Origin of the sequence: Aeromicrobium panaciterrae, assembly GCF_031457275.1 — a bacterium.
Taxonomy (GTDB): Bacteria; Actinomycetota; Actinomycetes; order Propionibacteriales; family Nocardioidaceae; genus Aeromicrobium; species Aeromicrobium panaciterrae_A.
This window is the reverse complement of the sequence record NZ_JAVDWH010000001.1, coordinates 344001-365056: the sequence shown is the minus strand read 5'-3', so window position 1 is coordinate 365056 and position 21056 is coordinate 344001. Positions and strand designations below refer to the sequence as shown.

Here is a 21056-nt window from a genome sequence, read left to right as displayed (position 1 = left end):
CTTCCGGAATACCCGCAGCCTAGGATTCGTTGTGTCAGTGACTTCAGATTAAGGCGAAAACGCAATGAGCGACGACGTACGCAACCTCATCATCATCGGCTCGGGACCTTCGGGCTACACCGCTGCGATCTACGCTGCCCGTGCCAACCTCAACCCTCTGGTCTTCGAGGGTTCGGTGACGGCTGGCGGCGCCCTGATGAACACGACTGACGTTGAGAACTTCCCCGGCTTCGAGGACGGCATCATGGGCCCCGAGCTCATGGACAAGCTGCGCGCCCAGGCCGAGCGCTTTGGTGCCGAGCTGATCACTGACGACGTCACCGCTGTCGACCTCCAGGGTGACATCAAGACCGTCAGCCTCGCCGATGGCAAGACCTACAAGGCCAAGGCTGTTGTCCTCGCCATGGGCTCCGGCTACCGCAAGCTTGAGGTCGAGGGCGAGGACCGACTCTCGGGTCACGGCGTCAGCTGGTGTGCGACGTGTGATGGCTTCTTCTTCCGTGAGCAGAACATCGTCGTCGTCGGCGGTGGCGACTCTGCACTCGAGGAAGCCACCTTCCTGACCCGCTTCGCGAGCAAGGTGACTCTGGTCCATCGCCGCGGTGAGTTGCGAGCCAGCAAGATCATGCAGGACCGTGCGTTCGCCAACGACAAGATCGAGTACGCCTGGAACTCCGAGGTCGCCGAGATCCACGGAACCGACAAGCTCGAGGGCCTTACTCTTCGCGACACCGTGACCGGTGAGCTCCGCAAGCTGGATGCGACCGGACTCTTCATCGCGATCGGACACGACCCGCGATCGGAGCTCCTCAAGGGCCAAGTCGAGCTCGACGACGAGGGCTACGTTCTCGTCAAGCCCGGCACGACCGAGACCAACGTACGAGGAGTGTTCGCTTCCGGCGACCTCGTCGACCACACCTACCGCCAGGCCATCACGGCCGCCGGCACAGGCTGCGCTGCATCACTCGATGCCGAGCGCTACCTCGCTGACATCGAGCACGGAATATCTGTCAGCGCCTGACGTTTAACTAGTTACAGACCTCAAGGAGACACACCATGGCAGAAGGCACTCTCGCGGCCGTAACGGACGCCAACTTCGACGAGCTCGTCCTCAATGCTGAGGGCCCCGTGCTTGTCGACTTCTGGGCCAGCTGGTGCGGCCCGTGTCGTCAGCTCGCTCCGATCCTCGAAGAGATCGCGACCGAGAAGGGCGAGAAGTTGACGATCCTCAAGATGGACGCGGACGCCAACCCGGTCACGCCGGCCAAGTACCGGGTCACCGGTCTTCCGACGATGAACCTCTACTACAAGGGTGAAGTTGTCCGATCGCTCGTGGGCGTTCGTCCCAAGTCCGCGATCCTCAGTGAGCTCGAAGAGCACACTGCCTGATCCCCAGCAACACAACGAAAGACCCGGCCCCTCACGGGAGCCGGGTCTTTCTATATCGCTAAGTCGTTATGTCGATAAACCTACTTGTTGCCTTTTGGATCCATCATGTCGACGATGCGCTCGAGGTCCTCGAGCGTTGCGAACTCGACAGTGATGCGTCCCTTGGACCGGCCGAGGTCGACCTTCACCCGAGTGTCGTAGCGCTCTGAGAGCCGCTCTGCGAGGTCGGCGAGCTTCGGGGCCGACATGGTCGGCCTGACCTTCCGAGCTTCCTTGGTGGCCTTCGGACCGACCGCCACGATCTCTTCAAGAGCACGTACCGAGAGCCCTTCGGCAACGACTCGAGTCGCCAGTCGATCTTGGATCTCGGTGTTCTCGATACCCACCAAAGCTCGGGCATGGCCGGCCGACAGAACGCCAGCAGCGACACGTCGCTGGACTGCCGGGGTCAGCTTGAGGAGCCGGATGGTGTTGCTGATCTGAGGACGCGAACGACCGATGCGGGTCGCCAGCTCGTCATGGGTGCAGCCGAAATCTTCCAGCAGCTGCTGATAGGCCGAAGCCTCTTCCAAAGGGTTCAGGTTGGATCGGTGGAGGTTCTCCAGGAGTGCGTCTCGAAGCAGGTCCTCATCCGAGGTGTCCCGGATGATGGCACCGATGGTGTCCTTGCCAGCCAGGCCATGGGCTCGCCAACGACGCTCGCCCATGATCAGCTCGTAGCGATCCTTGGCGACCTCGCGGACGACGACCGGCTGGAGAAGTCCGACCTCCTTGATGGAGTGGACGAGCTCTGCCATGTGGTCTTCGTCGAAGACCTGTCGTGGCTGTCTGGGGTTGGGCACCACCTGATCGAGAGGAAGCTCGGCGAACCTGGCTCCCTCGATCTGCTGGAGTCCTGATGCCTTGGCCTCTTCAGGACCAGAAGGGATCAGAGCTTCAAGACCGCGTCCGAGTCCTCGACGTGTCGCGGCCATCAGCTGCTCTCCTTGGAACTGGCGATCGTGATTTCACGAGCCGCCTCGAGATAGGACAGCGCACCAGACGATGCACCGTCATAGGTCAGCACAGACTGCTGATAGCTCGGTGCCTCAGAGATCCGCACCGATCTGGGTATCGCGGTCTTGAGTACCTTGTCGGCGAAGTAGGCGCGCACCTCTTCGGCAACGCCGGATGACAGCCGCGTGCGCGCATCAAACATCGTCAGAAGGATCGTGGTGATCTCAAGCTTGGGATTGAGGTGCGACCGGATCAGTTCGATGTTGCGCACCAACTGACCAAGACCCTCGAGCGCGTAGTACTCGCACTGGATGGGAATGAGTACCTCGCGGCCAGCCACCATCGCATTGACGGTCAGCAGGCCCAGCGACGGCGGGCAGTCGATCAGCACATAGTCGATTCGGTCGCCCGCTTCCACGCAATCCTTGAGATAGGCCTGCAGGGCACGGTCGAGGCGGGACTCACGAGCAACCAGCGACACGAGCTCGATCTCGGCGCCAGCGAGGTCGATCGAAGCCGGCAGAACCGTCAGACCCTCAATGTCGGGGCACGGGCGTACGAGCTCGTCGAGATCCGTGCCGTCAACGATCGCCTCGTAGACACCAGGCGTGCCCTCTTGGTGAGGGATGTTCAGCGCTGTTGAGGTGTTGCCCTGTGGATCGAGATCGATGACCAGCACCCGAAGTCCACGCATAGCCAGCGCAGCAGCGATGTTGACGGTAGTCGTGGTCTTGCCAACGCCACCCTTCTGGTTCGCCACGACGAAGACACGGGTTTGCTCGGGCCTATCGAAGCGTTGCGCCTCGGACACGCGCTGGGCCAGTTCTACGTGCTCCTGGGCCTCCGCGGCCAACGGAGTGGAGGCGTCATGGCTCGGCACGGGTGTGGCGCCGTAGGACGCGGCCGATGGTGCGGGTGAGTTCACTTCGCTCCTTCGGTGGTTTCACGTGAAACATGACCAATGCTGCTCATTTGGTCACCTCCACCACGGTCGTGGGGTTGTCAGCTTCCCCGTACGTCGAGACCACGATAGTCGTCGCGCCCAGTCGGTGAAGGGTCGCCGTCGAAGCCTTTACTTCTTCTTCGGCCGTACGCCCCTTCAGGGCGAGGAGAACACCGCCCTTGCGGACCAATGGAAGGCACCAGCGACCCAGCTTGTCCATGGGCGCCACCGCACGGGCCGTCACCACGTCGTATGTCTCCTTGACGTCTTCTGCTCGTGCGCGCAGGACAGTCACGTTCGCGAGCCCCAGCTTCACCACAGCCTCGTCCAGGAAGGTCGTACGGCGCAGCAGGGGCTCGATCAGCGTCACCTTCAGGTCAGGGCGAGCAATCGCCCACACCAGGCCTGGAAGGCCCGCACCGGTGCCCACGTCCGCCACGGTGGCTCCCTGAGGCACACGCGGGAGAACGACGGCTGAGTTGAGGATGTGGCGGTCCCACAGGCGCGGAACCTCGCGCGGACCAATCAGCCCACGCACAACGCCTTCGGTGGCGAGAAGATCTGCGTACTGCTCCGCCACAGGGAGTTGTGACGAGAACACCCCCGCCGCGGACGACGGGGGTGTTTCACGTGAAACATCGGGGCGCTCGTCAGAGCTCATGTCACTCCGAGGCCGGCAGGACGACGACGTAGCGCTGGGGCTCGACGCCTTCTGACGCGCTGTTGAGTCCGGCGGCTGCAACGGCGTCGTGGACAACCTTGCGCTCGAACGGCGTCATGGCCGACAAGGACACAGACGCCTCGCCACCCTTGACCTTCTCTACAGCGCCTTCGGCAACTGCGACCAACTCGGTACGGCGTGCGGCACGGAAACCTGCAACGTCGAGCATCAGACGGCTGCGCTCACCGGTCTCGCGGTAAACCGCGAGGCGAGTCAGCTCCTGCAGAGCGTCAAGCACTTCGCCGTCGCGACCGACCAGGTGGTCAAGGTTGCCACCGACGATTTCAACGGCTGCACGGTCGCCATCGACGTCCATGTCGATGTCGCCATCGAGGTCAGCAATGTCGAGCAGTTCTTCGAGGAAGTCGGCGGCGATGTCGCCTTCCTTCTCCAGTTCTTTCGCGAGGTCACTCATCAGACGTCCTTCTCTGGATCCTTGGCCGTGATGTCCGGCTTCTTCTTTGGCTGCTGTGGCTTCGCCGGCGGCGAGGCCTTCTTGCGCTGGCTGCGCGGCTGGTTCTTCGGCTGCGCACGTGGCGCGGGCTTGGGAGCCTCGATCTCGGGGTTCTTCAGCGGGTCTTCGGCCACGGTCTTGCCGCGTGCCTTGTCACGGTCCTGCTTCGCCTTGAATGCAGGCGTACCGGGCGCCGGGTTGCGGCGGATCACGTAGAACTGCTGACCCATGGTCCAGAGGTTCGACGTGGTCCAGTAGATGAGGACGCCGAGGGGGAAGGCCACACCACCGACGGCAAAGACGACTGGGAGTACGTAGAGGAGCATCTTCTGCTGCTGCGCGTACGGACCGCTCATTGCATCAGCGGGCATGTTCTTGGACATCAGTTGACGCTGAGTCGTGAACTGGGTGATGCACATCGCGACGACCAGCGTCATCGTGAGGATGCGCGTCTCAGTCAGTTCCGTCTTGAGGAACGTGTCGGCAATCTTGGCGCCGAGCAGTTTGGCGTTCTCGAGCGAAGCAGCGTCGCCAATGCTCAGGAAGCCCTTCGGGTCACCGTGAGTCGCGCGATCAATCGTGCGGAACAGCGCGAAGAAGATCGGCATCTGCAGGATCAACGGGAGGCACGAGGCAAACGGGTTGGTGCCGGTTTCCTTCCAGAGCTTCATCTGCTCCTGGGTCAGCTTCTCGCGATCGTGTGCGTACTTCTTCTGAAGCTCCTTGATCTGCGGCTGCAGGAGCTGCATGTTGCGGCTCGACTTGATCTGCCGCACGAACAGCGGGATCAGCGCAGCGCGGATCGTGATCGTCAGACCAACGATGGCCAGCGCCCAGGTCCAGCCTGAGTGCTCGGGCAGGCCGAGTGCCTGAAATGCACGGTGCCAAGCCAGCAGCACTGCGGAGACGGCGTAGTAGAGCGGCGTCATGATGGCCGATCCGATGTCGCCTAGGAAGCCGAACATTGTTCTCCTCTGTGCTGGTTCACGTTCTTGAGACTGTGTGTCTGTGGGACGGGGTCATATCCACCGGCGGCCCAGGGATGGCACCGCATCACGCGACGCGCAGCCAGATAAACCCCTCGGATCGCACCATGAGTCTCCACGGCCTGCAAAGCGTAGGCGGAGCAGGTCGGATGGTAACGACACACCTGGCCGTACAGCGGGCTGATCGCGAAGCGATAGGCCTTCAGGAACCAGATGATCGGGTACTTCATCGGGCACCGCTTCGCGACAGTGCCAGGTCGAGTTCACTCGCGAGCGTCGACGAGGGTGACCCAGCGCTCGACGGTAATGCCCGCACAACGACCTTCGTGCCAGGCGGAAGCGAGGTGACCCTCTCCCGCATCAGGTGCCGCAATTGACGCTTGACCCGGTTGCGGTCAACGGCAGATCCGACGGCTTTGCTCACGACGAAACCGACGGACGTGGGTCCGCCGGTTCCTGGAACGACATGTGTGACAAGGGTGGGTTGTACGCCTTTGGCCCCACGACGAATCGTGTGCCGGAAGTCCTCCCCGGTGCGCATGCGTTGAGCGCGCGCGAGCAACGACTCAGGCAGACAGCTTGGCGCGGCCCTTGCGGCGGCGATCAGCGAGGATCGCGCGGCCGGCGCGGGTGCGCATGCGAAGGCGGAAGCCGTGCTTCTTGGAGCGACGACGGTTGTTCGGCTGGAAAGTACGCTTGCTCATGAGTTCCTCACGGGGGATTGGACCGTTTCAACGGCCACCGCTCGCCCACGACACGAATCGCATTTCGTGGGCACACGGCAGTCGTCGCTTAGCACGACTAGTCCACGGTACGCGGTGCCTTCACGGACGGTCAAACTGATACCCATACGCCACCTCAGTCACAACGTCCACGCGACACGCCGAGAAGGTTGGACAAGCTGGGGAAAACCGCTTGTATGCGCTCAGTAAGGCTGCTAGCGTCACCGCGGTATCGACTTTTCCACAAGGCCCACCATGGGCCTAATTTGCATTCACAACCTGTGGAAAACCATGTGGAACACATACTTTGAATGACCCTGTCGGGAGGCATTGGATGAGCGACGGCCAGGAGCCCACTCCCGAGGAGTACCTCGATTCGGTGTGGCAGCAGGCTGTCGACACGCTCTCCCCCGGCGCCAAGGTGTGGGTCTACTCCGCCAAGCCGCTGAGCCTGCACGACAACATCATGATCGTCGCCGTCCAGGACGATCTGACTCGTGCGCAGCTCGAGTCCCGAGTGCGGCCTGCGCTTGAGCACGCCATCAGCATGGCGCTCCAGCAGGAGACGCGACTGATCGTCACGATCGAGCCAGCAACCTTGGATCGGATGAGTCAACAAGACGACTTGTCGACAAACTCGCAGAATGGTGTCGCGGTCGCTGAAGACCTTGACGAAGACCTCGATGAGGACGACCAGCACGAGTTCGTTCCGAGCTGGGCCGAGCGCAAAACCGCCCCGCCGCGCATCGGAAGCGTCGCCGAAGCCAGGCTCAACCCGCGCTACCTGTTCGAGAACTTCGTCATCGGTTCATCCAACCGCTTTGCGCACGCCGCAGCAGTGGCAGTCGCCGAAGCACCCGGCAAGGCATACAACCCGTTGGTCATCCACGGTGAGTCCGGACTTGGCAAGACGCACCTGCTTCACGCCATTGGCCACTACGTGCTCAATCTCTACCCGTCATCACGCGTTCGCTACGTCAGCAGCGAAGAGTTCGTCAACGACGTCATCAACGCGATCGGTGAGAACCGTACGTCTGCGTTGCGTCGCAAGTACCGCGAGATCGACGTTCTTCTGGTCGATGACATCCAGTTCATCGAGCGCAAGGAAGCCACGCAGACCGAGTTCTTCCATACGTTCAATGCGCTGCACAACGAGAACAAGCAGATCGTCATGACGTCGGATCGGCCGCCCAAGAACCTCACGACGCTCGACGATCGTCTGCGCAACCGCTTCGAGTGGGGACTCACCACGGAGACACTGCCCCCAGATCTCGAAACTCGTATCGCCATCCTTCGCAAGAAGGCAGCCAACGAGAAGCTGACCGCGCCGGCCGATGTCCTCGAGTTCATCGCGAGCAAGGTGCAGACCAACATCCGTGAGCTCGAAGGTGCACTCATCCGTGCCACGGCCTTCGCCAACCTCAATGGCACGACGGTCGATCTCCAGCTCGCCCAGATCGTGCTCAAGGATCTGATCGCCGAAGGTGAAGAGCCTGACATCTCCGTCGGCATGATCATGGCCCAGACAGCTGCCTACTCAGAGTTCTCGATCGACGACTTGTGCAGTGCCAACCGCAGTCGCAACCTGGTGCTCGCACGCCAGATCGCTATGTACCTCTGCCGTGAGCTGACCGAGATGTCCCTGCCCAAGATCGGCCAGGAATTCGGCAATCGTGACCACACCACGGTGATGCACGCCGATCGCAAGATTCGCAAGCTGATGGCCGAAAAGCACGCCGTCTACAACCAGGTCACTGAGCTCACAGCCCGCATCAAGCAGCAGGCTCGCCAGTCATGACCCGTGAATGGCCTATCGGGACCATTCACATCTGGGGAAGAGTCTGTGGGAAAACCCTCAGGTCACGTGGACATCTGATGTCCCAGTGTGAACACGGTGTGAACGCCGGACGGATGTTCACAAGCACCCGTAGGTTCACCCACTCCAACACCACAGGTTGTCCACCGGTCGAAATGCTCTCTGACCAGCACAAAAACGGGTTTTCCACCGAATCCACAGACGCTACTACGACGACTACTCTTCTATATCTCGACAAGACCCGTGGAAGTCACAGTTCGTCCCACATGTGGACGACCAAAACAGACCTTCCCCTGGCTACCTCCGCGCGTACGTCGCGTGGCAGGATTCATCCCCACGGCTCCCGTCTTCGGAAAGGCCCCACCACGTGAAGTTCCGCATCGACCGCGACACACTCGCGGACGCCGTCGCATGGACGGCGCGCAGCTTGCCCAACCGTCCGAGCGTCCCCGTGCTGGCCGGCCTGCTCATCGAAACGGCCTCCGACGGACTCACACTCTCGGGATTCGACTACGAGACCTCCACTCGCGCGACGCTCCCGGCTGAAGTCTCGGCTGATGGCCGCGCTCTGGTTTCGGGCCGCTTGCTCGCCGAAATCGTGAAGTCCCTGCCGCCGAAGCCGGTAGAGGTCACCCTCGACGGAACCAAGGTTCAGGTTGTATGCGGCAACGCTCGGTTCAGCCTGCAGACGATGCCGGTCGAGGAATACCCGCAGCTGCCCGAAATGCCCACGGCTTCGGGCACGATCAAGGCTGACGACTTTGCTACTGCGGTCGCCCAGGCGAGCGCTGCCGCTGGTCGCGACGAAATGCTTCCGCTGCTGACGGGTGTGCGCCTCGAGCTTGAGGGCTCGACCATCTCGCTGATGGCCACCGATCGATTCCGCGCTAGCCTCCGTGATTTGCAGTGGTACCCCGAAAAGGCCGACATCTCGGCCCAGGCGCTGGTTCCGGCCCGTGTTCTTGGCGAGACTGCGCGTGCGCTCACCGCTGGAGGCGACATCACGATCGCCGTTTCCTCGGGTGACGCGGGTGATGGACTCATCGGATTCGAAGGCGTGGTGGGCAACGGCACCCGCCGTACGACGACTCGACTCCTCGAGGGTGACTTCCCCCGCGTACGTCAGCTTTTCGCGGCAGCGCCTGAGACTGTGGCCTATGTCGACACTCAGCAGTTCGTCGACTCGGTCAAGCGCGTGGCCCTGGTTGCCGAGCGCAACACCCCTGTTCGCCTGAGCTTCTCGGACGGGCAACTTCTCCTCGAGGCCGGCAGCGGCGAAGAGGCGCAGGCGTCTGAGTCACTCGAAGCCACGATCAACGGTGCGGACATCTCGATCGGCTTCAACCCGAACTATCTGCTCGAGGGTCTGGCGGTCATGTCCGATCCGGTCGTGCACCTGTCGTTCACCCAGCACACGAAGCCTGCAGCAATTTCGGGCGTCCAGGAGATTGGCGCCGATCCCGACGCTGCCTTCCGCTACTTGATCATGCCCGTACGTTTGCAGAACTGAACCTCGCAGTACTGAATCTTTTGGAGGCCTCGGCCATGGAAATCGGTCTCGTCGGACTCGGCAAGATGGGTGGCAACATGCGCACCCGCCTGCGCAACGGGAAGGTCGGCGTCGTCGGATACGACCGCAATCCCGAGGTCAGCGACGTCGCGTCACTTGCCGAGATGGTCGAGAAGCTCCCGTCACCCAAGGTCGTCTGGGTCATGGTCCCGGCCGGCGACATCACTCGCGCCACGGTCACCGAGCTGATCGAGTTGCTCGACAAGGGCGACGTCATCATCGACGGCGGCAACTCACGCTGGACCGATGACGAGGTTCACGCGGGGCTCGCAGCTGAAAAGGGCATCGGATACATCGACTGCGGTGTCAGCGGAGGTGTCTGGGGTCTCGAAAACGGCTACGCGCTCATGGCGGGTGGCGACAAGGCCGACATCAGCAAGGTGCAGCCGGTGTTCGACGCGCTCAAGCCCGAAGGTGACTCCGGATTTGTGCACGCGGGCCGCGTCGGAGCGGGCCACTTCTCCAAGATGGTTCACAACGGCATCGAGTACGCCATGATGCAGGCCTACGCCGAGGGCTACGAGCTTCTCGAAAAGGTCGACATCGTCGACAACGTCACCGCGGTTTTCGATTCGTGGCGCCAGGGCACCGTCGTTCGTTCGTGGCTGCTCGACCTGCTGGTCAAGGCGCTCGAAGAGGACCCGGGCCTCTCAAAAATTCGCGGCTACGCCGAGGATTCAGGCGAGGGCCGGTGGACCGTGGAGGCCGCGATCGACAACGCCGTCCCCGTACACACGATCGCCGCGTCACTTTTCGCTCGCTTCTCGTCGCGTCAGGACGAGTCGCCGGCGATGCAGGCAGTTGCCGCGATGCGCAACCAGTTCGGCGGTCACGCGGTACAGGCTGCAGCTGAAGCAGGGCACGACCCCAAGGACGCCTAGCTCGCATGCACGTTTCCCGGCTGTCCTTGCACGACTTCCGGTCGTACGCCGCAGTTGAGATTGACCTCGAACCCGGAGCGACAGCGTTCATTGGCGCCAACGGTCAGGGCAAAACCAACCTCGTCGAAGCCATCGACTACCTCTCCCGCCTGGAGTCACACCGAGTCGCGAGTGACACCCCGCTCGTCAAAGCGGGTGCCGACCAGGCGGTGATCCGGGCCGATGTCGTCAAGGGAGATCGCACCGCGCTGCTCGAGCTCGAGATCACACCAGGCAAAGCCAATCGTGCGCGGATCAACCGGGGAGCACTGCCGCGTACGCGTGACCTCGTCGGCGTGCTCCGAACCGTCATGTTCTCGCCCGATGACCTCGACCTGGTCAAGGGAGACCCCTCGGATCGCAGAAAATTTCTCGACTCACTGCTGGTTCTGCGCACGCCGCGGCTGGCCGGGGTTCGCTCGGACTACGAACGAGTGCTCAAGCAGCGCAACACTCTGCTCAAGTCGGCCGGCCGACGTAGAGATGCGGATCTTTCAACCCTCGACATCTGGGACGAGAACCTCGCGCGTACGGGCGCCGAACTCATCGCCGAGCGACTCAAACTGCTCGACGAACTCGACCCATTCCTCGGCGAAGCGTACGTACGCGTCGCCGCCGAAGCTGCTCCGGACCGGCGTGAGATCACGGCGACCTACAAGCCATCGCTTGAGCTCGCGGAAGACCTACGAGACGCGGCAACGATTCACGGCGCGCTCCTTGAAGAGGTGGCCCGGCGTCGAGGCGACGAGATCGATCGAGGTATCAGCCTGGTCGGTCCGCACCGTGATGACGTGACGCTGGTCATCGGATCGCTCCCCGCGAAGGGCTATTCCAGTCACGGCGAATCCTGGTCACTGGCGCTCGCGCTGAGGCTGGCGTCCTTCGAATTGCTGCGCAAAGATGATGACGACCCGGTGCTGATCCTCGACGACGTGTTCGCGGAGCTCGACCAAGGTCGCCGACAGCAGTTGGCCGAGCTCGTTGGTGATGCCGAGCAGGTTCTGGTCACAGGTGCAGTTGCCGAAGATGTGCCGGATGCCCTCAAGGGTCACCGGTTCAGAGTCGCTGGTGGGGAGGTTGTTCGTGACTGAACCCGAAGAGCAAGACGCGCTGCGACTCGCCCGCGAGATCGCCAACAGCTACCGCGGCGCCAAACAGACCGGCCAGAACGCCAAGCGAAAATCACGCCCATCGAAGCCTGCCCGACCCAATCGCGACGAACCGAGCGCTTTGAGCGATGTGCTCGGCGAGCTCGTCGAGAACCAGGGTTGGACCGAGAAGCTCGCGTCTCAGCGGGTGTTCACCGATTGGCCCAAGATCGTCGGCGCCGAGGTGGCGCAGCACTCCGAGGTGATCGCGTTCGAGGACGGCGAGGTCGAAGTACGTACCGACTCGACCGCTTGGGCGACTCAGTTGCGGATGTTGGCGCCGCGCATCGTGGCCAAGCTCAACGAAGAGTTCGGTGACGGTTCGGTGCTGCGCATTGTCGTACGTGGACCGCAGGCGCCGTCCTGGAAGAAGGGCCTTCGCTCCGTGAAGGGTGCGCGGGGTCCGCGCGATACCTACGGCTGAGCTACTCCGAGGGTGAGACGGCGGCGGCTGCGACAACGAATAATGCGGTCACGGCTGTCACGGCGCCAAGAACGAGTGAGGCCTGAGTGAACCCGACCCAGCCGTAGGCAGGGCGTACGCCGACCGCCACCAAGAACGCGAGCCCCCCGACGCAACCGGCGGCGGCGCTGACGAGTGTTCCGCGCACTGGGTGGCGCGGCCCGTGGATGGCTGCCGCGACCACCGCAGTCCACAGCAGACTGATCGCCAATGCCGCCATCACATCGGCCGGGCGATGCCAGCCAGCGACGACGGTGGATGCGCCCGTGAGTGTTGTGGCGAAACCGCCAGCAAGGGCGACGACCGGGCGAAACACTCCCGGCGCCACCAACAAGGCGGCGCCAACGGCGCTTGCGACAACAGTCGTGTGACCGCTCGGCAAGCTGTTGAGAGTGCCGAGGCCGAGGTCGGGTCGCTCGAGCACGCTTTCCTTCAGAATCTGGGTTGTGAGGTTCGCGCCGACCAACACCACCGCGGCGGCAGCGCCGATGCGCGGCTGACCTCGCAAGAGTGCGACCACGGCACACGCCAGGGCCACAGCCAAAATCGCGCCGATCGACACGTACCCAAGCACGCTGAGGAGAGTCAGTTGGGCGTCGCGACCCGCGATGACGGTTCGCATCGCGGAGTCATCCCACTGCTGGCCGCGGTCAGAATTGAGCGCGAACCGTACGAGCAATGCCAGTGTCGCAACCGAGACGAACGCCGTCGCCACAGCTGCGGCTGTGGTGTCGCGACGGGTTGCGGTGAGGGACATACCTCAACGATGCCTGATGGATCCCAGCGACCAATCTCCGAGGTCCACGATGCAAACCGTGACCGCATTTTCAGCGCCAAGGCCCTATCTGGGCTCAGATGGGGACCTCCCACGTCGTCACAGACGCCCTTCTGTGGCTCTGAGGGCCACGTAGGCGTCAAGAAACCACTCCCGAAACATGTGGGTAGAAGCTGGGAGGCCCGTAACCGGCCCGTATACTGATTAGGTGAGCCAAACTCCAGATCCTGAAGCAACATATGACGCCAGCAACATCCAGGTTCTCGAAGGACTGGAGGCCGTACGCAAGCGTCCCGGTATGTACATCGGCTCCACCGGTGAGCGAGGACTGCACCACTTGGTCTACGAAGTCGTCGACAACTCAGTCGATGAAGCACTCGCGGGCTACGCCAGTCACATCAAGGTCATCATGCAGGCCGACGGTGGAATCCGGGTCGAGGACGACGGTCGTGGCATCCCAGTTGATGAGCACCCGGAAGAAAAGATCCCGGCGGTGACACTCGTGCTCACCTCTTTGCACGCGGGCGGCAAGTTCGGCGGTGGCGGCTACAAGGTGTCGGGTGGTCTGCACGGCGTCGGCGTTTCGGTCGTCAACGCGCTGTCGACCAAGCTCCACGTCGAGATCAAGCGCGATGGCTACCGCTGGACCCAGTCGTTCACGTACGGCGAACCTGACGCGCCACTCAAGCGCCACGAAAAGACCGACGAGACCGGCACCACGACGACGTTCTTCGCCAGCGCCGACATCTTCGACACTGTCGACTACAGCTACGACACACTCAAGACGCGATTCCGAGAGATGGCGTTCCTCAACAAGGGCCTCGAGCTCGTGCTGCGCGACGACCGCGAGCACGAAGGTGATGACGAGTCGGCTGACGAGATCGAGCGTGATGCGAGGTTCCGCTACGACAAGGGACTGGTCGACTACGTCGAGCACATCAACGTTGGCAGCAAGTCACCGATCCACCGCGACATCATCGCGCTCGAGTCCGAGGACGAGTCCAAGGGACTGTCGCTTGAGATCGCGATGCAGTGGAACGACAGCTTCATCGAGTCGGTCCACACCTTCGCCAACACGATCAACACCCACGAGGGCGGAACGCACGAAGAAGGTTTCCGTGCGGCCCTGACCACGACGGTCAACAAGTTCGCCACCACCCAGGGTCTGATCAAGAAGGCGACCGACAACCTGTCGGGCGAGGACATCCGTGAAGGTCTTACGGCGATCGTCTCGATCAAGCTCGAAGAGCCACAGTTCGAAGGTCAGACCAAGACCAAGCTCGGCAACAGCGAGGCCAAGTCCTACGTACAGTCCGTCCTCAACGACGAGCTCGGCGCATGGTTCGAGCAGCACCCCGCCGAGGGCAAGACGATCGTCCGCAAGTCGATTGACGCGGCGACCGCTCGTATGGCGGCCCGCAAGGCTCGCGACCTGGCGCGCAACCGCAAGGGACTGCTCGGTGGTGGCGGACTTCCGGGCAAGCTCGCCGACTGCTCGTCGCGCGATCCCGAAGAGTGCGAAGTCTTCATCGTCGAGGGCAACTCGGCCGGTGGTTCCGCCAAGGGTGGCCGTGATCCTCGTACGCAGGCGATCCTCCCGTTGCGCGGCAAGATCCTGAACGTCGAGAAGGCGCGCATCGACAAGATCCTTCAGAACGCGGAGGTCCAGGCGATCATCTCGGCGCTCGGCACAGGCGTGCACGAAGACTTCGACATGGCCAAGCTTCGCTATCACAAGATCGTGCTGATGGCCGATGCTGACGTCGACGGCCAGCACATCTCGACGCTGCTGTTGACGCTGCTCTTCCGGTTTATGAAGCCGCTGATCGATGCCGGCCACGTCTACCTCGCGCAACCGCCGCTCTACAAGATCAAGTGGAGCAACTCCCCCGACGAGCTCGCCTACTCCGACCGCGAGCGCGATGCGCTGCTCGAGTCGGGTGCGACGGAGGGCAAGCGTCTTCCCAAGGAAGTCGGCCAGCAGATCCAGCGCTACAAGGGTCTTGGTGAGATGAACGACAGCGAGCTGTGGGACACCACGATGGACCCGGCCAACCGAATTCTGCGACAGGTGACGCTCGAGGACGCGGCGATGGCCGATGAGATGTTCACGATCCTGATGGGTGAGGACGTCGAGCAACGACGGGCCTTCATCCAGCGCAACGCCAAAGACGTACGTTTCCTCGACATCTAAGGGATAGACCGTGACTGAAACGACCCCTCCCGAGCACGACCGCATCGAAGGCGTTGAGCTGCAGGACGAGATGCAGCGCTCGTACATCGACTACGCGATGAGCGTTATCGTGTCGCGCGCTCTGCCCGACGTACGCGATGGCCTCAAGCCAGTGCACCGCCGCGTTCTCTACGCGATGTTCGACGGTGGCTACCGACCCGACCGCGGATTCTCCAAGTGTTCGCGCATCGTCGGTGACGTGATGGGTCAGTACCACCCGCACGGTGACACCGCGATTTACGACACCCTCGTACGTCTCGCCCAGCCGTGGGTGATGCGCGCACCGATGATCGACGGCCAGGGCAACTTCGGCTCACCGGGCGACGATGGCGCTGCCGCCATGCGTTACACCGAGTGCCGTCTCGCTCCCATCGCGATGGAGATGGTGCGTGACATCAACGAGAACACTGTTGATTTCCGTCCCAACTACGACGGACGCTCGCAGGAGCCGACAGTCCTGCCGGCCCGCATCCCCAACCTCCTGGTCAACGGCTCGGCCGGCATCGCTGTCGGCATGGCGACCAACATTCCGCCGCACAACCTGATCGAGGTTGCCGAAGGTGCGCAGTGGGCGCTCGCCAACCCCAAGGCCAGCAAGGAAGAACTTCTTGCGGCGCTGCTCGAGCGGATCAAGGGCCCCGACTTCCCGTCGGATGCTTTGATCGTCGGCACCAAGGGCATCGAAGACATGTACCTCACGGGCCGCGGTTCGGTCATGATGCGCGCCATCGTCTCAATCGAAGAAGACACCAAGGGCCGCATCCAGCTCGTTGTCACGGGACTGCCCTACCAGGTCAACCCGGACAACCTGATGCGCAAGATCGCCGAACTGGTCAACACCGGTCGCATCCAGGGCATCTCGGATCTGCGCGACGAGACGTCGTCGCGCGTCGGCCGTCGTATCGTGATCGAGATCCGCAAGGACGCCGTCGCACGCGTTGTGCTCAACAACCTCTACAAGCACACCGAGCTGCAGACCAACTTCAGCGCCAACATGCTGGCCCTGGTTGATGACGTGCCTCGTACGTTGACGCTCGATCAGTTCGTCAGCCACTGGATCAACCACCAGATCGAAGTCATCCAGCGGCGCACTCAGTACCGCCTCGACGAAGCTGAAGCACGCGCGCACATCTTCCGCGGTCTCGCGAAGGCACTCGATGCTCTCGATGAGGTCATCGCCTTGATTCGTCGCAGCCCGACGGTCGAAGAGGCACGCGCCGGACTCATCAAGCTGCTCAAGATCGACGAGCTCCAGGCCAACGCGATCCTCGAAATGCAGTTGCGCCGTCTTGCGGCCCTCGAGCGCCAGAAGATCATGGACGAACTGGCCGCCCTCGAAGAAAAGATCGCTGACTTCAAGGACATCCTGGCCAAGCCTGAACGTCAGCGCTCGATCGTGTCCGAGGAACTCGCCGGAATCGTCGACAAGTTCGGCACTCCTCGCCGCTCGCAGATCATCCCCGCCGATGGCGATCTGTCGGACGAGGACCTCATCCCCGATGAGGAAGTCGTCGTGACGATCACCAAGGGTGGCTACGCCAAGCGCACCAAGACCGACCTCTACCGAGTGCAAAATCGCGGTGGCAAGGGCGTACGTGGTGCCGCGCTGCGCGGCGACGACATGGTCAACCACATGTTCTCGACCACCAGCCACCACTGGATTCTGTTCTTCACCACGGCTGGGCGGGTCTATCGGGCCAAGGCCTACCAGCTGCCCGAAGCGGGCCGCGATGCGAAGGGTGGACACGTCGCCGGACTGTTGTCGTTCCAGCCCGACGAAGAGATCGCACAGGTACTCGCCATCCGTGACTACGAATCGGCGCCGTACCTCGTGCTCGCCACTCGTCGCGGTCTGGTCAAGAAGACCCGACTCACTGACTACAACAGCCCGCGCCAGGCCGGCGTCATCGCGATCAACTTCCGCGAGGACGACGACGAGCTGATCGGTGCCGAGCTGGTCAACCCCGAGGATGACCTGCTGCTGATCTCGCGCAAGGCTCAGTCGATCCGCTTCAAGGCCGACGACGAGCAGCTGCGTCCGATGGGCCGTGCAACCTCGGGTGTCACCGGCATGAAGTTCCGCGACGGTGACGCGATGCTCTCGATGACGGTGATCCGTCAGGAGAACGCAGACCAGGACGAAGTCCCCGAAGAGGACCAGCTGTACGTGTTCACGGTGACCGATGGTGGCTTCGCCAAGAAGACGCGCATCGACGCATACCGTCAGCAGGGACGTGGCGGACTCGGCATCAAGGCTATGCAGATCACCGACTCTCGCGGAGAGCTTGTCGGCGGTTTGGTGCTCAAGGACAGTGACGACGTCATCAGTGTCACGGCGGGTGGACAGGTCACCCGTAGTCTCGTAGCAGGTGTGCCTGTGAAGGGACGTGACACGATGGGGGTGAGTTTCGTCAAGTTCAAGGGGGATGACCGCGTCGTGACTATTGCACGCAACGCTGAGCTTCCGTCGGACGAGACCTCAACGGAGGAACCGTCGACTGACGAGGAGCAGAGCGAGTGAACGACGAACGGCAAGAGCCAGACTCGGTCCCGGGTTCTGGTGCGGGGGACGCTGCCACGTCGCAAGCCATTCCGCGCCTGCCCAAACCCGTGAAGAAGATCGCTCCGAAGAAGAAGCCCGGACTCAAGCAGGCTGAGGCAGCAACCGACGAGTCGTCGGACGATGTAGCAACGGACGAAGATTCCACCGACGAGACCGAGACCACGGAGGCGCCTGCGGTGAACTCCATGGGCTCGGAGACCGACAAGGGTCGAGCTCGAGAGATCGCGGCCGCCGAAGCAAAGATCGCGCCCACCAAGGCCGAGAAGCCTCGTCGAATCGAACCGGTGAAGCCCACGCGGCCGTTGACCGCGGCGGACTACGCACGTACGACGACTCCGTCGCCGGCGACCACGTCCGTTATCCCCGCTGTGAAGGACGAGCCATTGGCTGCCGCACCGGCAGCGGCGCCAGCCGTTGCGTCCAATCGCCAGGCGAGCCTTCGCCTCAATCACATCGAGCCGTGGTCGGTAGCGCGCATCGCGTTCGCCGTCTCGGTGGCAATGATGATCGTTGGCGTGGTGGCCATGACGATCTTCTGGGTTGTTCTCAATGTTGCCGGTGTCTGGGACCAGGTCAACGAGGCAGTTACGTCGGTGCTCAGCGATGATTCGTCGAGCTTCGACATCACTGACTATCTCGGGTTCTGGCGCCTGATTGGCCTGACGTTGGTGCTGTCTGCGATCAACGTGGTGTTGATGACAGCACTCGCCACGATCGGTGCTCACCTCTACAACCTCGCGGCTCAAGTTCTCGGTGGCGTCGAGGTCACGTTCGGCGAGGAGAACTGACTCCACCCGTTTTGGGCCGGAGCATGGCGGTGCGGTAATGTTCATCGCTGTTGCGGGCGTATAGCTCAGCTTGGTTAGAGCGCATCCCTGATAAGGATGAGGTCCGAGGTTCAAGTCCTCGTACGCCCACTCGACGGAAGGTCATGATGAAGAAATTCATAGCCCTCGGGCTCGCCGCAGCAGGCGTGTTCTGGGCCATCGGCCAGTCGAAGAAGTCACCCGCGACCGACCACTGGGCCGCCGCGAGCGACAAGGTCTGATAACTACATTCCACCCTCACGGGGCCTTAGCTCAGTTGGTAGAGCGCTGCCTTTGCAAGGCAGATGTCAGGAGTTCGAGTCTCCTAGGCTCCACAAGACGTGAACCCCCACCACCGTTCTGCGGTAGGTGGGGGTTTGTCGTTGATTGGTGGGGGTTCACGTCTTGTGACCACAAGCGAGCGACTCGAGTCGGGCCCCACCACCGATGGCTTGCGATCACGCCGTAGGCGCCCGCTACTCTCGGCGCATGACTCGCGAGGACGTGACGTTCCAGTCCGATGGCGACGAGATTGCTGCCTGGCTCTATCGCGGCGGCGATGTCTGCGTCGTCATGGCTCACGGGTTCTCACTCACGCGACACGATGGCCTGGACACCTACGCAGAGGCGCTCAACAATGCTGGCGCCACGGTCTTGGTCTTCGACCATCGCTACCTGGGTGACTCTGGCGGTGAGCCGCGGCAGCGGATCCGGGTCAAGGAACAATCCGAGGACTACCGCGCCGCGATCGCGTACGCGCGCGCTCTCGACAGGGTCGATCCCGAGAAGATCGTCCTGTGGGGCTACTCGTTTGCCGGCGGTACGTCAGTCAACGTCGCGGCAAGCGATCCGCGCATTGCGGGCGCGATCCTGCTGTGCCCATTCCTCGACGGCCGGGCACGCGTACTCGGGACGACTCGACGTACGCCGTGGGTCGCGACGCGAGTCATGGGTCGCGCCATCAGAGATCGGCTCGGATCATCCAGCACGATCAAGGCAACTGGAGAACCGGGCGAGATGGCCGCGATGTCATTCACGGGAGAGGCCGCAGGATTCGCTGCGTGCACGAGCAGCGCGTGGATCAACGAGGCGTCGCCGGGAGCATTTGCCACCATCGCGACACATCGCCCCGTCACCAAGGCGAAGCGACTGGGCATGCCGGTATGGGTTGGTCTTGGGGAGAAGGACATCACCGTCTCGGGCAAAGCCATCCAGAAGTTGGCTGCCAAAGCTTCCAACGCTGAACTGCATCGCTACGACATCGCACACTTCGAGCCGTTCCACGGCAAGGATCCGGCCCTGATCGCCGCCGATCAGGCCGACTGGTTCACGCGAACGTTCTAGAACGACCCTCCACCCGAACCGGGCGATGGTTCGGGTTCCTTGTCGCCTTTGACCTTGTGGACGACCTTCGAGCCAGCGTCGCTCGCGACATCGGCGATCTTGGATCCAACGTCTGATGCGGTGCTCTTCACGGCCTGCTCGACCGAGTCGGCTGCACCTTGGACGACAGGCTTGTTCCATGCCTTCGTCGCCTGGCGCTTGATCTGTTCATACCGCTCGCGTCCGGCGCGCGAGCCGAGGACGTACCCGGCAGCACCGACGACGAGAACTGAAAGCTTCTTCACGCTGACCACTCCTTCCCCCGACATGTACCCCGTTCGGGAGAAGCCACACGTCAACTGACGTCGAGCCGAAGTCCCAGCGTGCGGCACAGTGCGGAGATATGCCCGACCTTCTCCGCAGGTACGAGGAGATGGTTCCAGGCGTCATCGAAGAACCACAGGCGGTCACGTTGCCGCAATTCGCCCGGCGCCATGGCAAAGGCGAAGTAGTTGTCCCTTGCCAGGAGGTCTTCCATCGGTCCGCGCTCGGAGTTGCCGAGCACCTCGACCGTCAAGATGGGGCGGTGCGTCGCCAAAACCCCTCTGCCGCCAGAGATGACCGCGTGCTCATGGCCCTCGACGTCGATCTTCATGAGCGAGATGGTCTGGTCGCCAAGCGTCTGCGCGAAGTCGTCGAGCGTGATGGTGGGAATAGTCCGCTCGACGTGCTCTCCGCCTACCGCCTGAATGTGTGTCATGTCGAGCGACGAACTGGTCGAGACGAAGCCCTGATCGTTGATGGTCTCGTAAAAGGTGAATGCTCCGGTCTCATTCGAGAGACCCAACGGTTCGATCGTGATGCGTGCAGCAAGCTCTGGGTTCAGTTCGACGTTGTGCCGCAACAGTTCGCGTACGGACTCCAGCGGCTCGAAGGCGACGGCGTGCACCGCTGGATCGGCGGCGGTCACCGCCAAGGCGTAGAGCCCGGTATTGGCGCCGACGTCGATGAACAGTCCCGGATCAGTCCTGCTCAGCTCGATCAGGATGTCGACTGTGGGCGTCTCGTACGCGGCCAGGCCCTGCGCCTTGACGGCGTTACCCACAATGTCGAGATCGCTCGATGTGCTAAATCGGAATGAGTCGGCCAAGCCGGGGTGATGCACATCGAAGTGCTCGGCCAACTCTGCGCGACGCTTCACAACCCCCCTCAATCTGGGCGACTCGCT

The 21056-nt window shown here is 62.5% G+C and carries 22 protein-coding genes and 2 tRNA genes; 13 read left to right on the top strand and 11 right to left on the bottom strand.

Annotation, left to right across the window (positions count from 1 at the left end):
• Positions 1–64: 64 nt before the first annotated feature.
• Both trxB and trxA read left to right on the top strand, forming a co-directional pair.
• Positions 65–1021: a thioredoxin-disulfide reductase gene (gene trxB, locus J2X11_RS01845; protein ID WP_309966004.1), complete on the top strand. Its 957-nt coding sequence runs from the start codon at positions 65–67 to the stop codon at positions 1019–1021.
• Positions 1022–1056: 35 nt separating this feature from the next.
• Positions 1057–1389: a thioredoxin gene (gene trxA / locus J2X11_RS01840; RefSeq protein WP_309966001.1), complete on the top strand. Its 333-nt coding sequence runs from the start codon at positions 1057–1059 to the stop codon at positions 1387–1389.
• 80 nt (positions 1390–1469) lie between these two features.
• Here trxA and J2X11_RS01835 read toward each other — a convergent pair whose 3' ends face one another.
• Genes J2X11_RS01835 through rpmH form a run of 8 tightly spaced genes read right to left on the bottom strand, consistent with a single transcriptional unit; the run spans position 1470 to position 6193 of the window.
• Complete coding sequence (locus tag J2X11_RS01835) at positions 1470–2363, bottom strand: ParB/RepB/Spo0J family partition protein (RefSeq protein WP_309965998.1); 894 nt, start codon at positions 2361–2363, stop codon at positions 1470–1472.
• Positions 2363–3310, bottom strand: a complete 948-nt coding sequence (locus J2X11_RS01830) for a ParA family protein (RefSeq protein WP_309965995.1) — start codon at positions 3308–3310, stop codon at positions 2363–2365. Before J2X11_RS01830 ends, J2X11_RS01835 begins: the two co-directional genes overlap by 1 nt.
• Before the next feature lie 43 nt (positions 3311–3353).
• Positions 3354–3989, bottom strand: coding sequence for a 16S rRNA (guanine(527)-N(7))-methyltransferase RsmG (gene rsmG, locus J2X11_RS01825; RefSeq protein WP_309965993.1), 636 nt, complete (start codon positions 3987–3989; stop codon positions 3354–3356).
• A 1-nt stretch (position 3990) separates the two neighbouring features.
• Complete coding sequence (locus J2X11_RS01820) at positions 3991–4464, bottom strand: Jag family protein (RefSeq protein ID WP_309965989.1); 474 nt, start codon at positions 4462–4464, stop codon at positions 3991–3993.
• Positions 4464–5468, bottom strand: coding sequence for a membrane protein insertase YidC (gene yidC, locus J2X11_RS01815; RefSeq protein WP_309965986.1), 1005 nt, complete (start codon positions 5466–5468; stop codon positions 4464–4466). Before yidC ends, J2X11_RS01820 begins: the two co-directional genes overlap by 1 nt.
• Positions 5453–5719 (bottom strand): membrane protein insertion efficiency factor YidD, encoded by a 267-nt coding sequence (gene yidD / locus J2X11_RS01810; RefSeq protein ID WP_309965983.1) that lies wholly within the window; start codon positions 5717–5719, stop codon positions 5453–5455. Before yidD ends, yidC begins: the two co-directional genes overlap by 16 nt.
• Positions 5716–6030 (bottom strand): ribonuclease P protein component, encoded by a 315-nt coding sequence (gene rnpA, locus J2X11_RS01805; RefSeq protein WP_396127845.1) that lies wholly within the window; start codon positions 6028–6030, stop codon positions 5716–5718. Before rnpA ends, yidD begins: the two co-directional genes overlap by 4 nt.
• A 25-nt stretch (positions 6031–6055) precedes the next feature.
• Positions 6056–6193 carry a 50S ribosomal protein L34 gene (rpmH, locus tag J2X11_RS01800; protein WP_309965974.1) on the bottom strand — a complete coding sequence of 46 codons (138 nt, stop codon included), beginning with the start codon at positions 6191–6193 and terminating at the stop codon, positions 6056–6058.
• Positions 6194–6545: 352 nt separating this feature from the next.
• Between rpmH and dnaA the strand changes: the two genes are divergently transcribed.
• From dnaA to J2X11_RS01775, 5 genes are all read left to right on the top strand, one after another.
• Complete coding sequence (gene dnaA / locus J2X11_RS01795) at positions 6546–8009, top strand: chromosomal replication initiator protein DnaA (RefSeq protein WP_309965971.1); 1464 nt, start codon at positions 6546–6548, stop codon at positions 8007–8009.
• A gap of 385 nt (positions 8010–8394) precedes the next feature.
• Positions 8395–9537 carry a DNA polymerase III subunit beta gene (dnaN, locus tag J2X11_RS01790; RefSeq protein WP_309965968.1) on the top strand — a complete coding sequence of 381 codons (1143 nt, stop codon included), beginning with the start codon at positions 8395–8397 and terminating at the stop codon, positions 9535–9537.
• Between the two features lie 20 nt (positions 9538–9557).
• Positions 9558–10478 (top strand): phosphogluconate dehydrogenase (NAD(+)-dependent, decarboxylating), encoded by a 921-nt coding sequence (gene gnd, locus J2X11_RS01785; protein ID WP_309965966.1) that lies wholly within the window; start codon positions 9558–9560, stop codon positions 10476–10478.
• A gap of 5 nt (positions 10479–10483) precedes the next feature.
• Positions 10484–11608, top strand: coding sequence for a DNA replication/repair protein RecF (recF, locus tag J2X11_RS01780; protein WP_309965963.1), 1125 nt, complete (start codon positions 10484–10486; stop codon positions 11606–11608).
• Positions 11601–12089, top strand: a complete 489-nt coding sequence (locus tag J2X11_RS01775) for a DciA family protein (RefSeq protein WP_309965960.1) — start codon at positions 11601–11603, stop codon at positions 12087–12089. The genes recF and J2X11_RS01775 overlap by 8 nt, the downstream gene beginning before the upstream one ends.
• Position 12090: 1 nt before the next feature.
• Here the strand turns inward: J2X11_RS01775 and J2X11_RS01770 are convergent, their stop codons facing one another.
• A complete protein-coding gene (locus J2X11_RS01770) occupies positions 12091–12885 on the bottom strand; it encodes a phosphatase PAP2 family protein (protein WP_309965957.1) in 795 nt (264 codons plus the stop codon).
• Between the two features lie 226 nt (positions 12886–13111).
• Here J2X11_RS01770 and gyrB point away from each other — a divergent pair, with 226 nt between their 5' ends.
• The 6 genes from gyrB to J2X11_RS01740 all read left to right on the top strand — a co-directional run bounded on the left by gyrB (position 13112) and on the right by J2X11_RS01740 (position 19849).
• Positions 13112–15097, top strand: a complete 1986-nt coding sequence (gene gyrB, locus J2X11_RS01765; protein ID WP_309965953.1) for a DNA topoisomerase (ATP-hydrolyzing) subunit B — start codon at positions 13112–13114, stop codon at positions 15095–15097.
• A 10-nt stretch (positions 15098–15107) separates the two neighbouring features.
• Positions 15108–17657, top strand: coding sequence for a DNA gyrase subunit A (gene gyrA, locus J2X11_RS01760; protein ID WP_396127844.1), 2550 nt, complete (start codon positions 15108–15110; stop codon positions 17655–17657).
• Positions 17654–18487, top strand: a complete 834-nt coding sequence (locus J2X11_RS01755) for a DUF3566 domain-containing protein (protein ID WP_309965950.1) — start codon at positions 17654–17656, stop codon at positions 18485–18487. The genes gyrA and J2X11_RS01755 overlap by 4 nt, the downstream gene beginning before the upstream one ends.
• A gap of 54 nt (positions 18488–18541) precedes the next feature.
• Positions 18542–18616, top strand: a tRNA-Ile gene (locus J2X11_RS01750).
• 151 nt (positions 18617–18767) lie between these two features.
• Positions 18768–18840: transfer RNA gene (locus tag J2X11_RS01745), tRNA-Ala, on the top strand.
• 154 nt (positions 18841–18994) lie between these two features.
• Positions 18995–19849 carry an alpha/beta hydrolase gene (locus J2X11_RS01740; RefSeq protein ID WP_309965947.1) on the top strand — a complete coding sequence of 285 codons (855 nt, stop codon included), beginning with the start codon at positions 18995–18997 and terminating at the stop codon, positions 19847–19849.
• Here J2X11_RS01740 and J2X11_RS01735 read toward each other — a convergent pair.
• Together J2X11_RS01735 and J2X11_RS01730 are read right to left on the bottom strand one after the other, a co-directional pair.
• A complete protein-coding gene (locus J2X11_RS01735; RefSeq protein WP_309965943.1) occupies positions 19846–20133 on the bottom strand; it encodes a hypothetical protein in 288 nt (95 codons plus the stop codon). The genes J2X11_RS01740 and J2X11_RS01735 overlap by 4 nt on opposite strands.
• 50 nt (positions 20134–20183) lie before the next feature.
• Entirely contained in the window at positions 20184–21029 is an 846-nt protein-coding gene (locus tag J2X11_RS01730) for an FkbM family methyltransferase (protein WP_309965940.1), read from the bottom strand.
• Positions 21030–21056 lie beyond the last annotated feature (27 nt).

Coding starts and splice junctions, on each gene's coding strand:
- rnpA (WP_396127845.1), bottom strand. CDS start 6,030: ATGCGCACCGGGGAGGACTTCCGGCACACGATTCGTCGTGGGGCCAAA.
- dnaA (WP_309965971.1), top strand. CDS start 6,546: ATGAGCGACGGCCAGGAGCCCACTCCCGAGGAGTACCTCGATTCGGTG.
- yidD (WP_309965983.1), bottom strand. CDS start 5,719: ATGAAGTACCCGATCATCTGGTTCCTGAAGGCCTATCGCTTCGCGATC.
- J2X11_RS01770 (WP_309965957.1), bottom strand. CDS start 12,885: ATGTCCCTCACCGCAACCCGTCGCGACACCACAGCCGCAGCTGTGGCG.
- trxB (WP_309966004.1), top strand. CDS start 65: ATGAGCGACGACGTACGCAACCTCATCATCATCGGCTCGGGACCTTCG.
- J2X11_RS01740 (WP_309965947.1), top strand. CDS start 18,995: ATGACTCGCGAGGACGTGACGTTCCAGTCCGATGGCGACGAGATTGCT.
- rsmG (WP_309965993.1), bottom strand. CDS start 3,989: ATGAGCTCTGACGAGCGCCCCGATGTTTCACGTGAAACACCCCCGTCG.
- yidC (WP_309965986.1), bottom strand. CDS start 5,468: ATGTTCGGCTTCCTAGGCGACATCGGATCGGCCATCATGACGCCGCTC.
- J2X11_RS01835 (WP_309965998.1), bottom strand. CDS start 2,363: ATGGCCGCGACACGTCGAGGACTCGGACGCGGTCTTGAAGCTCTGATC.
- J2X11_RS01820 (WP_309965989.1), bottom strand. CDS start 4,464: ATGAGTGACCTCGCGAAAGAACTGGAGAAGGAAGGCGACATCGCCGCC.
- recF (WP_309965963.1), top strand. CDS start 10,484: ATGCACGTTTCCCGGCTGTCCTTGCACGACTTCCGGTCGTACGCCGCA.
- rpmH (WP_309965974.1), bottom strand. CDS start 6,193: ATGAGCAAGCGTACTTTCCAGCCGAACAACCGTCGTCGCTCCAAGAAG.
- trxA (WP_309966001.1), top strand. CDS start 1,057: ATGGCAGAAGGCACTCTCGCGGCCGTAACGGACGCCAACTTCGACGAG.